Source organism: Lysinibacillus odysseyi 34hs-1 = NBRC 100172, from assembly GCF_001591965.1.
Classification (GTDB): domain Bacteria; phylum Bacillota; class Bacilli; order Bacillales_A; family Planococcaceae; genus Lysinibacillus_B; species Lysinibacillus_B odysseyi.
Genome location: NZ_BCVX01000008.1, coordinates 168,738 through 183,094 on the forward strand (window position 1 = coordinate 168,738; position 14,357 = coordinate 183,094).

Annotated in this window: 12 protein-coding genes; 2 read left to right on the top strand and 10 right to left on the bottom strand. The window is 42.5% G+C overall.

The features are described 5' to 3' along the window. Positions 1-6 precede the first annotated feature (6 nt). Together BOD01S_RS14315 and BOD01S_RS14320 are read right to left on the bottom strand one after the other, a co-directional pair. Positions 7-1,179, bottom strand: coding sequence for a saccharopine dehydrogenase family protein (locus BOD01S_RS14315; protein ID WP_036153396.1), 1,173 nt, complete (start codon positions 1,177-1,179; stop codon positions 7-9). Positions 1,180-1,205: 26 nt separating this feature from the next. Continuing rightward, entirely contained in the window at positions 1,206-2,678 is a 1,473-nt protein-coding gene (locus BOD01S_RS14320) for an aldehyde dehydrogenase family protein (RefSeq protein WP_036153398.1), read from the bottom strand. A gap of 178 nt (positions 2,679-2,856) precedes the next feature. On the opposite strand from BOD01S_RS14320, the gene BOD01S_RS14325 reads away from it, so the two are divergent. After that, the gene (locus tag BOD01S_RS14325) at positions 2,857-3,657 is read left to right on the top strand and encodes a TIGR00266 family protein (protein ID WP_036153400.1); all 801 of its coding nucleotides are present in this window, start codon (positions 2,857-2,859) and stop codon (positions 3,655-3,657) included. Positions 3,658-3,944: 287 nt separating this feature from the next. On the opposite strand, the gene BOD01S_RS14330 is transcribed toward BOD01S_RS14325, so the two are convergent. The 5 genes from BOD01S_RS14330 to BOD01S_RS14350 form a co-directional block, all read right to left on the bottom strand. Continuing rightward, positions 3,945-4,733, bottom strand: a complete 789-nt coding sequence (locus tag BOD01S_RS14330) for an ABC transporter ATP-binding protein (protein ID WP_036153402.1) — start codon at positions 4,731-4,733, stop codon at positions 3,945-3,947. Between the two features lie 11 nt (positions 4,734-4,744). After that, the gene (locus BOD01S_RS14335; RefSeq protein ID WP_036153406.1) at positions 4,745-5,773 is read right to left on the bottom strand and encodes a FecCD family ABC transporter permease; all 1,029 of its coding nucleotides are present in this window, start codon (positions 5,771-5,773) and stop codon (positions 4,745-4,747) included. Continuing rightward, complete coding sequence (locus BOD01S_RS14340) at positions 5,766-6,773, bottom strand: FecCD family ABC transporter permease (protein ID WP_052124785.1); 1,008 nt, start codon at positions 6,771-6,773, stop codon at positions 5,766-5,768. Before BOD01S_RS14340 ends, BOD01S_RS14335 begins: the two co-directional genes overlap by 8 nt. A gap of 85 nt (positions 6,774-6,858) precedes the next feature. Then, positions 6,859-7,842, bottom strand: coding sequence for an ABC transporter substrate-binding protein (locus tag BOD01S_RS14345; RefSeq protein ID WP_036153410.1), 984 nt, complete (start codon positions 7,840-7,842; stop codon positions 6,859-6,861). Positions 7,843-8,018: 176 nt separating this feature from the next. Then, entirely contained in the window at positions 8,019-8,855 is an 837-nt protein-coding gene (locus BOD01S_RS14350) for a helix-turn-helix domain-containing protein (protein ID WP_052124786.1), read from the bottom strand. A 90-nt stretch (positions 8,856-8,945) separates the two neighbouring features. Between BOD01S_RS14350 and BOD01S_RS14355 the strand changes: the two genes are divergently transcribed. Continuing rightward, positions 8,946-9,701 (top strand): alpha/beta hydrolase, encoded by a 756-nt coding sequence (locus tag BOD01S_RS14355; RefSeq protein WP_036153412.1) that lies wholly within the window; start codon positions 8,946-8,948, stop codon positions 9,699-9,701. A 271-nt stretch (positions 9,702-9,972) separates the two neighbouring features. Here the strand turns inward: BOD01S_RS14355 and BOD01S_RS14360 are convergent, their stop codons facing one another. From BOD01S_RS14360 to BOD01S_RS14370, 3 genes are all read right to left on the bottom strand, one after another. After that, positions 9,973-10,797: an undecaprenyl-diphosphate phosphatase gene (locus BOD01S_RS14360; protein ID WP_036153415.1), complete on the bottom strand. Its 825-nt coding sequence runs from the start codon at positions 10,795-10,797 to the stop codon at positions 9,973-9,975. Between the two features lie 11 nt (positions 10,798-10,808). After that, positions 10,809-11,882, bottom strand: a complete 1,074-nt coding sequence (locus BOD01S_RS14365) for a metallophosphoesterase (RefSeq protein WP_036153418.1) — start codon at positions 11,880-11,882, stop codon at positions 10,809-10,811. 281 nt (positions 11,883-12,163) lie between these two features. After that, positions 12,164-14,347 (bottom strand): sensor histidine kinase, encoded by a 2,184-nt coding sequence (locus tag BOD01S_RS14370; protein ID WP_036153421.1) that lies wholly within the window; start codon positions 14,345-14,347, stop codon positions 12,164-12,166. Positions 14,348-14,357: the final 10 nt, after the last annotated feature.

Here is a 14,357-nt window from a genome sequence, read left to right on the forward strand (position 1 = left end):
CTCACCCTACCATTTCACGATCATTGCCGAGCGGTGTGATGTTTCCTTAATAACAACGCCCCGTTTTGACATTTCCTTAATGAACGCTCTCCCTGGAACAATCTGCTCCGGTGGGAACACACCGCGCTGGTCAATCTCTCCATTTCCGATCATCTGTGCCACAATCGAGATAGTATTGGCCGTTGCACGGGCCATAGCTGTCACATTCGCTTCCTCATCCTTACGTACAATCATTTCGTATTCATACGTCATCTGCTCTTCATTCTTTTCGCCTGCAATAATAGCTCGCAGAAGTACAGCGTCCACATTATTGCCAATATCAAGCTTTTTCTTCAGTGCTTCCCGAACGACTGAACGTACAGATACATCACGGCCTTCTATCTGTACCATATTGTTCTTGCTGAGGAATCCCAGCTCGGCAAGCAGCTTAAAGTGATCTGCATGCCCTTTGTAGCGGATTGTTTTGTATTCAAGTGTTTTTATATTAGGGAATGTTTTGTAAAGTGTAGAAATGCCCCCCGAAGTATAAAACGCCTCTAATACACCAAATCCCTCAAAATAGATTGGTTCAATACCGGTAAGTGACTCTACTTCTGTCAGCTTGCCTTTTTGAATTGCCTTACTCGGCTCCGTATAATGATCAAATACCCCTTCCAGTGAAAATACCTGTGTGTATTTAAGAGGCGGCTTAGGGTCTGTCGGAATACCGCCTACGTATAATTTAATGGATTCCACCTTATCCAGCTTCGTTGCCCCATAGCCTGCTAGAATGTTGATCATTCCAGGTGCTACCCCTAAATCTGGAATAATCGTTACTTTTTTTGCAGCAGCTTCTTCCGATAAATTTAAGATGTTTTCTGTTATCCCGCCAATATGGCCTCCTAAATCTACCGCATGCACCCCCACTTCGATTGCTGCTTTTGCGACTCGCTCATTGAACTCATAGAATAAAGCGTTTACTACGACATTTCCCTGCGCCATTATTTGGCGAAGGGCTTCATCTGATGTGGCATCCAATGCTGCTACGTCGATTTTATCCGTCCCTAATGCTTGGACGAACTCATGTCCTTTTTCCGGTGTCACATCCGCCAAAATGATTTTTTCAACCTTTTCGCTCGCTACTAGATCACGCGCCACTTCTTTCCCCATTAGTCCAGCACCTAATACGACCACCTTCATATAGACATCCCCTTTGCTTTCTATTTTTACGTATCAATTTGAGCACGCTGCAGTTTGCCGCTGTAATCTACGTAAATGCTCTTCCATTCTGTATATACATCCAACGCTGCCTGCCCTGAGTCACGGTGCCCATTTCCCGTCCCCTTTGTACCGCCAAATGGCAGATGGATCTCTGCACCCGTTGTCCCGGCGTTTATATAGACAATGCCTGTATCAAGCAAATGCTGCGCTTTAAAGATTGTATTGACGTCCTGTGAGAATATAGCACTGGAAAGACCGAATTTCACATTGTTGTTTACCTCAATTGCTTCATCTAAACTAGAAACTTCAATTAAGCTGATGATCGGCCCGAAAATTTCCTCTTGGGCAATCGTCATATCTGGACGTACGTCTGTAAATAATGTCGGTTCAAAATAAAACCCTTTATCATAAGGTGGATCAGCTAAAATATTGCCGCCTCTTACTAAAGTAGCTCCTTCCTGCTTCCCAATTTGTACATAGTGGTTGATTTTCTCCAGCGCTGCCTTATTTACTACCGGTCCTACCTTTGTCTTTGGATCAAGCCCATCACCGATTGTCAGCTGATCCATTGCTTTTAATAGGCGGTCTACTATTTCCTCTTTCACTGCTTTGTGAACAATGACTCGGCTGCATGCTGTACACCGCTGGCCGGCTGTACCAAATGCGCTCCACAAAATCCCTTCCACCGCTAGATCCAGGTTTGCATCATCCATAACGATAACTGCATTTTTACCGCCTAACTCCAGTGATACCTTTTTAAGTAGCCTACCTCCCAGCTCCGCTACTTTACTTCCCGTTGCATTTGAGCCAGTAAAGGAAATGATCGAGATATCCGGATGTTCAACTATTGCTGTCCCTACAGTAGGGCCCGCTCCGAAAACAATGTTTACTACGCCGGGGGGCAACCCTACTTCTTCAAAAATTTTCCCAAATTCATAGGCCATAAGAGGACTTTCATTTGATGGTTTCCAAACAACTGTATTGCCTGATACAAGAGCAGGAAATGCCTTCCAGGATGCAATAGCAATCGGGAAGTTCCAAGGCGTGATTAACCCTGCTACCCCAACCGGCGTACGAACGCTCATAGCAAATTTATTGGCAAGCTCTGAAGGTACGGTCTCCCCAAACAGGCGTCTTCCTTCTCCAGCCATATAAAATGCCATATCGATCGCTTCCTGTACTTCTCCTCGTGCCTCTTCAATGACCTTACCCATCTCTTTTGTGAGCAGCTCGGCTAAATACTCTTTCTTTTCTTTCAACTTATAACCAATCTCATATAAATAATCCGCTCGTTTTGGCGCAGGTACGAGTGCCCACTGTTTTTGTGCACGTTTCGCTGCTAAAGCCGCCTCGTCTACCTCATCCTGGGTTGATAATGGAATCATCGCGATCTGCTCTCCGTTTGCCGGATTAATAACAGGTACCGTTTTCAGGTCTCCCTCTCTCCAGCACCCATCAATATAATTTTTCACATTCATCTTCCGTCCCTCCCTTACATAATCAGGTAATCGCCTTTGTCATTTTATTCGACATTTTCTACTTTAAGCCCTTTTTTTCTATATAATTATTTCCTGCGATTTTTTTCGGGATTAATGAAACTTTTTAGGCACTCATAAAGTATTAGGTATTAAATAACTTTTTTCAGGAGGCAATAACATGAACAATCATGAAATTGACTACAAACTTTTTGGTGATGATATGCAGTTTGTAGAAGTCGAACTTGATCCGTACGAAACGGTAGTGGCAGAAGCCGGAGCATTAATGATGATGGAAGACGATATTAAAATGGAAACAATCTTTGGCGATGGCTCCAACAGCCGAGGCGGCGGTGGCATTATGGGTAAATTAATGGGAGCCGGAAAACGCCTTGTTACAGGTGAAAGTCTCTTCATGACAACATTTACGAATGAAGGAAAAGGAAAGCGCCATGTCTATTTTGCCTCTCCATATCCTGGGAAAATTATCCCGATGGATTTAAGTACATTAAATGGGAAAATTATTTGTCAAAAGGACGCATTTTTAGCGGCTGCTAAAGGTGTATCTGTAGGAGTAGAATTTCAGCGTAAACTAGGAACTGGCTTCTTTGGCGGTGAAGGTTTTATCATGCAGAAGCTTGAGGGTGATGGCATGGCATTCATTCACGCAGGAGGCACAATCCATGAGCGCAGGCTGCACCCTGGCGAACGACTCCGTATTGACACAGGGTGTTTAGTAGCTATGACATCTGACGTGGATTATGATATTGAAGCGGTTGGCGGTGTTAAGACAGCTTTATTTGGTGGTGAAGGTATTTTCTTTGCTACATTGCGCGGACCAGGAACAGTATGGGTGCAATCCCTTCCATTCAGCCGTTTGGCGAGCCGTGTCTTTGCAGCAGCTCCTATTTCGCAGGGCGGCGGCGGCAAATCCACAGGTGAAGGCGGTATCGGCGGCTTATTCGACTTATTCAATAAATAATTTGTTTGCTATAGGCAGCGTAGGACTATCCGGGAAATTTTGCTGGATAGTCTTTTTATTATTTTGCTGACAACTATACTCCTGAAACAATAGATGCCGCGTTCTCTTTTATAAAGAAAGTTTTCCACCATTCATTTTTGACATATCCCCTTTCGACTGCATACACCCATTATTATTCTACGCTCCATTTAGATGAAAATGCCTGAATCCTTACTGTCCGTTTACTCTGCTTTTCTGTTATACGTATAACAGAAAAGCGCAGCCTAAAGTAGGCCACGCTCAAACCGTTATTTAAACACATCATAAGAAATGCAGATAGGGATATGAAGTTCCTCATCATACATAATTTTTGCCTGAATCTGAAAGACATCCTTTAGAAGTTCAAAGGTCATAATGGCAAGCGGTGGTCCATGGCCAATAATCGCGCCATCCCGCATTGCAATGATTTCATCAGAATAACGGGCAGCATGATTAATATCGTGTAGCACCATGACAATCGTACATTGGTGCTCTCTGTTCAGCTTTTGAACAATATTCAACACTTCCATTTGATGGGACATATCTAAATAGGTAGTAGGTTCGTCCAGCAGCAAAATGCTCGTCTCTTGTGCTAATGCCATAGCCAGCCAGACTCGCTGCCGCTGACCTCCTGATAATTGGGCAAGCTCACGGTCACGGAACGCAGATGTATTTGTTACTTCCATTGCCCACTCCATCATTTCCTTATCCTTTTTAGATAATTGATTGACGTTTTTACGGTGTGGATAGCGCCCGTAGGAAATGAGCTCCTCTACCTTTAACTGGAAGGGAGCTGTAGGTGACTGGGATAAGACCGCCAGTCTTTTAGCAATTTCCTTGGTGGACAGCATTTGCATATCCTGTTCCTGCAGGAAAATCTGCCCTTTCTCCTTTTTCAATATACGACCGATTGTTTTTAGTAATGTCGACTTTCCACAGCCGTTCGGACCAATAATTGTTGTCACCTTTCCTTGCGCTATTTCTACACTTAAATTCTCAAAGATGGGCACTTTTTCGTAGCCTGCCGTCAGTCCCTCGATTCGAAAAGCTGCTTGCATCCTATCCCCTCCTATTTTGCCTTTACAAGTAAATATAAAAAGTATGGTATGCCAATGATAGAAACAACAATTCCTACGGCCAGCTCTGCTGGTGCAAATACCGTCTTGGCAATAAAGTCTGAAAAAATGAGTAATCCTGCACCAATTAACGCGCTGATGGGCATCACTAATCGATGCTTGATCCCAACTAATTGCCTTGCAATATGCGGAGCCATGAGCCCGATAAAACCGATGCTGCCAGATACGGATACACAAGCACTTACCAACCCTACGCTTGCAAGTAGAAGGATAATTTTCTCTTTTTCAAGCTGGATGCCCAGGCTAACAATTGTATGTTCCTCAAGCTGAAAATAATCAAGCAGATAGGCCTTTTTATAGACATGCCAGCCTATCAGTATAATCCACGGCAGCATAGCAATAATAAAGTACCAGTTTGCATTATAAATGGTACCTGCCTGCCAAACAGCTGCTGATTCATAATCCTTCTCATTCATTTTCAGCGAAATGAACATCGAAAGGGCACCAAATCCACTGTTGATCGCAAGCCCTGTTAAAATGAGCCTCTGTGTATCAAGTTGACCGCTTTTCAAAGCAAAAAAGAAAATCAGTGCTGCGGCCAATGCCCCGCCAATGAACCCAAAAAGCGGCATCATCATAATTTTCATCCCACCACTGCCATCCGACCATAATGCCTGAAACTGAAAAAAGTACATAAAAATAACGACAGCAGCTCCGGCACCTGCATTGATTCCTAAAATCCCCGGATCGGCAAGACCATTTTTTGTAATGCCCTGCAACACGACACCTGCCATCGCAAGCCCTGCTCCTACTAGAGCAGCGATAACGATACGCGGCAGCCTGAAATCAAAAATAACAAGACGGAAATTTTCATTTTCCTCCAGCCCAATCAATGTCTTTATAACTTGCAGTATAGACATATCAAACATGCCATTTGTAATATGTAAATAAACACCTGTGAAAATCAGTACTATAAGCCCAACTATTACTATCCAAAATCGGCGATACGTGGAGTCAAGCATGTTTTCCACCTCCACGCGTACGAATTAAATATAAAAAGAACGGCACACCGATAATGGCTGTGATGACGCCAATAGGTGTTTCAAATGGAAAATTCACATAGCGGCTGATTAAATCGCAAAGACTAACGAAAAATGCACCGGTCATAAGCGAGCAAGGAATGATGAACCTGTAATCCTCCCCGACTAGAAATCGGACAATATGAGGAACAACGAGACCAACAAATGCGATTTTTCCGACTAGGGCAACAGCTGTACCGGTAAGCAGGACAACGGAAAGCATGCTAAGTAGTCGTACTGTTCTTGTCTTTTGTCCAAGCCCAACGGCAACATCCTCGCCAAGCGATGTGATGGTGATTGCCCGTGCATTTGCCAGAGCAAGGAGAATACCTACCGTTCCAAAAGGAATAGACAGCCGTAGCATGTCAGGGTCAACAGACTGAACCTTTGTGTTATACCAGACCGCAACCGTTTGCGATACTTGATAATACATCGCAATAGCAGATGCAATACTGCTTAAAAATGTACCGATGACTGTGCCGATAATAGCAAGCCTGACAGGTGTCAGCCCATTTCTGATCAATGATCCAAAGCCAAAGACAAGCCCTGCACCAAGTGCCGAACCAAGCATTGATAATAATATCATTTGGTAATTCGATAAGCCTGGCAAAAAGATAATGGCTAGTGTAATGACAAAAGCAGAGCCATCATTTACACCCATTAATGAAGGTGAAGCCAAATAATTCCGTGTAATCCCCTGCATTACTGCCCCTGCTACTGCCAGGAAGCCCCCTACAATCAATACAGCAATTGCCCTTGGTATCCGCGCTGTCCAAATAATTTGATGATCTACATTGGCTTCGTTAAAAGAAATGAGGGTCTTCCAAACCGTTAACGGGCTTATTTCCTTTGTTCCATATATGACGGAGATGAGCGTAACGGCGAAAATAAAAAACGGCGCAATTGCTAAAATGATAAAAGGTACTTTCACTGATTTGTTCAATTTTGACACCTATTCTATAACGCTTTGTCATTTTCAAAAAACTGGTAGCGGCTCATCCATCACCTTTTACCAGCTTCATAAGCGATTATTTAACTAGCTTTTCAACTGCTGCATCCAAGAATTTCACCTTCGACCAAGCTGTTCCCCCCTGGGCAAGCGGTGCAACCGTGTTCACATGTACTTCTCCATTTTTAGAAGCTGTCAGGTTCGCAAAAATCGGATTTGCCTCCAAGTCTTTCAGAGCATTCGGTGCATCGGTATTTTCGGAGGTCTCGAATTGTAGAAATATCATGTCCGGATCTATTTCTGCCAGTGTCTCTAGAGTAAGCTCCGCCTGCGCCTCTGCTTCTTTCAAAACTGCTGGTACTTGGAGCCCTAAATCCTCGTACAGTACAGGATTTAAATAAACACCAGCCGGATAAATATTCATCACTCCTCCACGCACACGAATAATGAGTACCTCTTGATCGGCAGCCGCTTTACCTAATGCTATTTTGGCATCTGCTGCCTTTTTCTCATAATCAGCAATGATTTTCTCTGCTTCCGCTTCCTTATCAACAAGCTGACTGAATGCCAGCAAGTTATCTTTCCAATTGGTAGAAATATGTGAGTACGGCAATGTTGTCGCTATCTTATTCATTTGCGATAACGTATCCTCGTTCCATTTGGAGGTCCCAATAATAGCATCAGGCTCTAAATTTAAGATTGCTTCCGCATTTGGCTTCATTTTGTCGCCAATCAATGCCGCTCCGGCTAGGTCCTCCGCTAAATACTTTGGGATCTCCCCGGCTATTTCCAAAACACCGACTGGTTTTACACCAAGCGCAGCGGCATCTTCCATCGCTTCCAAACTTGCTGCCACAATATTTTCAACCGGGTTCGGGAAAGTATAATCTGTATCTAAATAGCTAATCACCTTTTCTGTGTCTGCTGCTGCATTCTCATTAGCGCTTGTTTCTACTTTTTTTTCCGACTCTGCATTCGTTTCCTTTGGTTCGTCGCCTGAATTACATGCTGCCAATGTTAGCGCAAGCAGTGCCGCAGCTCCTAAAGACCAATACTTTTTCATTATGATTTCTCCTCCTATGATTAACTTTAATTGATATTGATTATCATTACCATTTGAATTTTACCAAAGGAGCATTCTCTAGTGAATGGACAGAAATCCAAATCATATGGACTTTTGCGTAAATAATAGATAAACCTTACTACATCCTTTTTCATAATCAATCTATATAAAAACGCTTATTCTTCTTCAAAATATGGATTTTTTTTATAGGTGCTGCGATAAGTAGACGGTGGCATACCGAAGTGCTTTTTAAAAACACGGCTAAAATAGAAGCTATCGAGATAACCTGTTTGCTCTGCGATTTTTGCCATTGGAAAAGAGCTTGTCCTTAACAGTTCCTTTGCCTTCCCCAGCCGATATTCCGTTAAGTATTGAATCGGCGTCAGGCCTGTTAGCTTTTCAAACGATTGGGAAAACCTTCTCCGTTCCATTCCGAACTTTCTTGCCAGCTCACTAATGAGCAATTCCTCTGTATAATGTTGATGTATGTATTCTAAAGCGGCTGTAATGCTATTTTGGTTTTCATAACAATCATTTCGGGCAGCTATTAAAATTTGCTCGAGCAGATGAAAAAACATCACTTGTGTATGGAGTTTCGACATAGAATCCGGCTTTGCCTGCTGTTGGAGAAGCTGAAGAGCCATCTGCTGAATATGATTGCTATCATTAACGGACAATGAAAAGTGGCGATGAAGCATTTCCCTATACGGCTCAGGCGTATTTATTAACCGGTAATGGATGACTGCATATTCCCACGGGCTACTTAAGGATTCTATTTCTATATTCATGGAAGATCCTGCATGGACGATCATCTGTCTATTCATCTTGTATACCGAACCATTAAATGAAAAATGTGCTCTTCCTATCAGTGGAATGACAAGTCCACAAACATCCCGTGCCGTTTTTCTTCCACAGTCCTTTTCGCCTGCCTCCATCCTATTCGTAAAAGCATTCACAAATTGAATGGAAGAGCTCGCATAGTATTCGATTACTTGATTGATTGACAGTTCCATTTTTGTATCTTCCTCCATTGACTTCGTAATTGAAAATGATTATCATTTAAAATATTATAACAATGAATATGGAATGAGGGTAGCTGGTTTATGAATGATTTTTTGCTAAATTCCCATTTTACAAACACGGCCTATACTATTAAAGTTTATATACCCGATGGACAGACACCTGAGGCAGGCTTCCCTATCCATTATGTACTGGATGGTTTATCCTATTTTGGATTTGTTAAAGATGCAGTGCGCCTGCAGCAATTGAATCAAATGAAAACAGGTATAGGCCCCGCTATTGTAGTCGGGATTTGCCATCAAGAAGAGGAAATGCGCGAGCGCCGCTTTATTGACTATACAGCTCCTGCAGAAGAATTAGTTATGCCCAAGCATGCAAAAGGGAAAATCCCTTCCATTTATGGAGGGGGCGAACAGTTTTTCAGCTTCATTGAGCAAGAGCTCATTCCGCTTATAGAAGGGAAATATCCAGTCAACACTAAACAGCGGACACTGTTTGGGCACTCTCTCGGCGGCTACTTTGCTCTATGGTGCCTTTTTAATCATCCTGAAAAATTTGAGCATATCATAGCGATCAGCCCATCGATCTGGTGGAACGGGGAAGAGTTAATGGAAATGGGCGCCCGTTTTATCGCTCATGGGGGAAGTATAAAGAATACCGGTGTTTTTATTTCAGTCGGTGAACGTGAAGGGTTTATGGTAGAGGATGCTAAGAAAATGGATACAATGCTGAAGATTGCCAACCTGAAGGTAGAATGCTATATAGCACCGGGGGAAAATCATGCCTCTGTTGTTCCTACCGTTGTGAGCCGCGCTCTCCGGTTTTGCTCCGACAAATAGATTGCATGCAAAAGGCAGCATCCGTAAAAGATGCTGCCTTAGCCTGTTGACAAACGCTTTCATCCCGCGTTGCTTGCCTCGCTCGTCCACTCCTGAACTTAGGTTCTATTCGCGTCTTCGCTCGTCGGCGCGCCTTGTCTGGCAAACGTTTTCAAGACAGGCTGGGTAAATCTCTTTTTCATTATTCTCTAAAAATACGTAAAGACAAAGTCGTAAAAAGACTTTGTCTTTACTCTGAGGCAGCATCCGTAAAAGATGCTGCCTTCTTTCATTATAAATAAATAACGGCCATTAAAATAAGGGCCAAGACAATACGATAGATAGCAAACGGTGTTAATTTTACTTTTGAAATTAATTTCAAGAAGAACTTGATAGAAATAAGCGCAAAGACAAATGCACTAATAAAACCGATTGCATAAAATCCAAGGTGATCCATGTTGATTTGATCCCAGTTTTTAAATAGCGAAAGACCACTGGCACCGGCCATAATAGGCACTGCCATGATGAAGGTAAAGTCTGCCGCTGTCTTGTGGTCCAGCCCAAGCAATACACCACCGGAGATTGTTGCGCCAGAACGAGAGAAGCCAGGCCATAACGATAGACATTGAATAAGTCCAATCTTCAAAGCTTTAGCATAAGAAATTTGATCAAGTGATGTAATCTTCGGTCGCTTCGGTCCAAATTTATCTGCAATAATCATTAGGAATGCCCCGATAAATAAACCGATGATCACCGTTTTAATGCCAAATAGATTTTCATCGATGTAGTCCTCGAATAAAACACCAAACAAACCAGCCGGGATAATCCCAACAATAACATGTCCCAAATTAAACTTTGTTTTTTCCTGGCCTTCTATTTTATATAAACCAACCAGGCTTAAAATTCGTTTCCACATGACTACTACAACTGCTAAGATCGAGCCTAGCTGAATGACAATTTTAAATGTATTGGCTGACCCCTGTCCTAAAAATTCTGTTGTTTTCAGCCATAAATCATCAACAATGATCATATGCCCTGTAGAAGACACAGGGGCGAACTCCGTCATCCCTTCAACAAAACCAAGGATGAGCGCTTTTAATAATTCAAGTAATTCCATTATTGAGCTCCTTATTTAGTAAATTCAATATCAACGATCCATAATTCTGATTGAGAACCGATTCTTGTAGGTGGTCCCCAAAAACCAAAACCGCTTGATACAAGAGTATTCATTGTACCTTTCCGCTTATATCCATAGTCAAGTTCAAAAATACGAGAAGTAATAAAACTGTTTGGCCACATCTGCCCTTTATGTGTGTGGCCGGATGTATGAAAATCCACCCCAAGTGCTGCAGGTGTCTCCAAATCATCAGGCGTATGGTTCATCACAAACCATGGCAGTGCCCCATCTTCCGGCTGTAAACTTTCAAGCGGCTTACGTGACTTGTTCGTTTTATCCTCTTGCCCTGTTAAATAGAAACGATTATGAACTAAAATGGTTTCATCCAATAGCATTTTTACATTGGAGGCCTCCATTTCTTTAATAAGCATAGGAATCTTTCCTCCATAATACTCATGGTTCCCTAATACCCCATAGACACCATATGTCGTCTTAAGCTGCTTCATTACCTCGTGCATGCCGTCCTCGATATACCAGCTTGGATCGTCATCAATCAAGTCACCGACGAGCAGTACTAAATCCGGCTTTGCTTCGTTTGCCTTTTGCACAAATTTTTCGAGGTGTCCCTTATTGGAAAGCACACCAAGATGAAAATCTGATGCTACTACAACACGCATCGGCTCGCCCTTTTTATCAATCTGTATGGATAGCTCACGTGTAACCGGGGTGTAGGCATTATATGTACCGATACCAAACAAAACAACAAGTAAGGCAACTGCAATCGTTCCTACCCATAGTATACTTTTAATAGGTGTCAGCCAAATAATGAGGTTCGCAATAAGGCAGATAATCAAGCCGTATTGGAAAATGAACATCCAGTAGTTTCCGATTACTGCAAGCGGCTTCAGCAGTTCATGGATTCGTCCTAAAATAAACCCAAACGACACAATGAACAGTATAGTCCAATAAAGCGGTTCGAGGCGGAAAATATGCAGGGCAATGAGCCACTTCTTTAAGTTCCAGCCTAAATAAAAGGTAATGCCGCCATATAAGGCTATGACGAGCGCTCCAATCAACACCCTCATATTTGTACACGCTCCCCTATCTTCTTATGATAAGAATCATAGCTCCCAGTCAGCTATAAGCCAAAAGAAGGATTCTTTTACGCAGAAATCCGCTGAAAAAATTATAGCACGTATAAGATAGCGAATCGAATCTAGTAGCGAAAAACTTTTTAGAAAGAGTTGTAATTATTCATAACTTTATGAAGCTGTTCCTGTTAATTAGATGAATAACCGTCATAACAGGCTCAGCTTCGGCTTTAGTGCAGAAAAAGTACACCACCGTCCCCGGCAGTGTACTTCCTTTATACAGTGTTGATTTTCACAATGACTTTAAATAGATCACCATCAACTTCGATTTGCAGTTGGCCGCCGTGTAAATCTACAATAGATTGTGCAATAGCAAGGCCGAGCCCTGAGCCCTCCGTATGACGTGATGTATCTGCTCGTTTAAAGCGCTCTGTCAGCTCTTCTACATTTTCGCCGAGCTCATACTTTGCAACATTTTTCACAGAGAATTCCGCTATACCGGAAACGGTGCGGAGCGAAACATAAACACGCGTTCCTTCAAGGCTGTATTTCCGGGCATTGAGAAGCAAGTTATCGACAACCCGCCACCATTTCTGGCCATCTACCTCCGCATATACCGGCTGATCATGAATCGCCACTCGTAAGTCAAGCCCAGCAGCAGTAAAGTCCTCTTCATGCTCACCTGCAGCCTGCTGAAGCATTTGAGCTAAATCCACACGGCGCTTCATAATTTCCACATTCCCACTCGCCATTTTTGAAACATCAAACAAATCTTCAATAAGTGTCTTTAGCTTGGCAGATTTTTGGTCCAAAATCCCAACATATTTCGCCCGTTCTTCTTCTGTTAAATTTGGATTTTTCAAAAGATCCGTATACGTAATAATCGATGTCAGCGGTGTACGCAGATCATGGCTGACATTCGTAATCAGCTCTGTCTTCAATCGTTCACTCTTTGCCTGCTCCTTCATCGATAATTCGATTCCCTTCCGTAAATCATTCAAATTTTCGGCATGACGGGCAATCGGTGATTTCCCCTTTACTTTTATAGGGGATGTCAGGCGTCCGGCTGCCATTTCTTCTGTTTGTTTCATTACACGGTTTAGGTAGCCCATGCGTCGTAAGAAGATATATAGCGCCGGCAATAAAATGAAAGTGAATAATGGAGCATAAATCACGATTAATCCAAACTGTAGTGTTACACCTGCAAGTCCGACCCCGCCCAAGAAGAAAATGAAGAGGAGCGCTGTCATCTGAATACCGATAGAACGGTTCAGGAAAACATCCTGACTTGCTTTTACGATTTTCATCACGAAAGAATCATTAAACGGTGCCTCTTCTGATTTGATGGACAAATAAGCCCAAACAGCCGTTACTATCGTTGCACTAAATAAAACAAATTGCAGAACCAATAAAAAGATCAACTCAAACCCGTTTCTAAAGCCGCCATACATTGTATATTCATACAGCATGCCCTGAACCCGATAAACTCCGCTCTCCATAGCAGATAAAGTAAACAAAGCCAAGATAAACGAACAGGCTATTTTTACATCGGGCAGTAGACGGTAGAAACGCTCTTCTATATCCAGAACACCACTAAATAGCTGCCAGCTTGGTCTCCATACTGTAACCAATAAAAAGATTGCTGCTAAAGCGGCTGCCCAGATTAGATAAAAGATAATTCTCTCCAATTTGAAAACATGGTATTCCTCACTAAAATCTGATTTCGTCAGCATAGACTTTGCCAAGCTGATAGAACCTGTAAAGTAGCGATCATCCTGGTTTACCTGTATATCGTATCCGATCAGTCCTGGCGAATTTGTATACTCTCCTAAATAAATAGACGAGACAGCTTCTGCCTGCAAGGGTTGAGATTCGGTAAATGTCTGTGTATAAGCTGCCTTTTCATCTCCCCATTTTTCCACACTTTTGGCTGTTTCCATATCCTTCAATTTATAATCAAAAAAGCTATAGGTTGATTTAAACTCTCGTACACCACGTTCAAATTCTGTTTCGTACTTTGTAAGTGCTTCTTTCTTTAAAGCAATAATTTTTTCTTTTACTACATCGTCACTTTCAAAGTTCTTTTTGACCTCTTCAAGCTTATTATTCCTCTCCTCCTCCAAGGCTGTTCGTGCAGCTTCACCTATCGCTGGATCATCCAGGCGCTCACTGTACTGTGATTCGATGTTCATCAGCTGATCACTAAGTGAGCCATAGTAACTGCGATAGTAGTCGATTTCTTCCGATGTGACTTCTATATTGTCCAACAATTCTTCAAAATCAATGGGATTTAGAATATATTGTTTGAGCCCGTCCAGAAATTGATTTTCTGTACCTTCAAAACGATCGGTATAGAAGTAATTGTCGGCCAGCAGTTCCTGCCCGCGATGTAAAAAGGAGATACCGCCAAAAGCGATAACAAACATAAGAAAAAGTGTGAGGAATAATCTTGTTTTCATTTTTTATTCC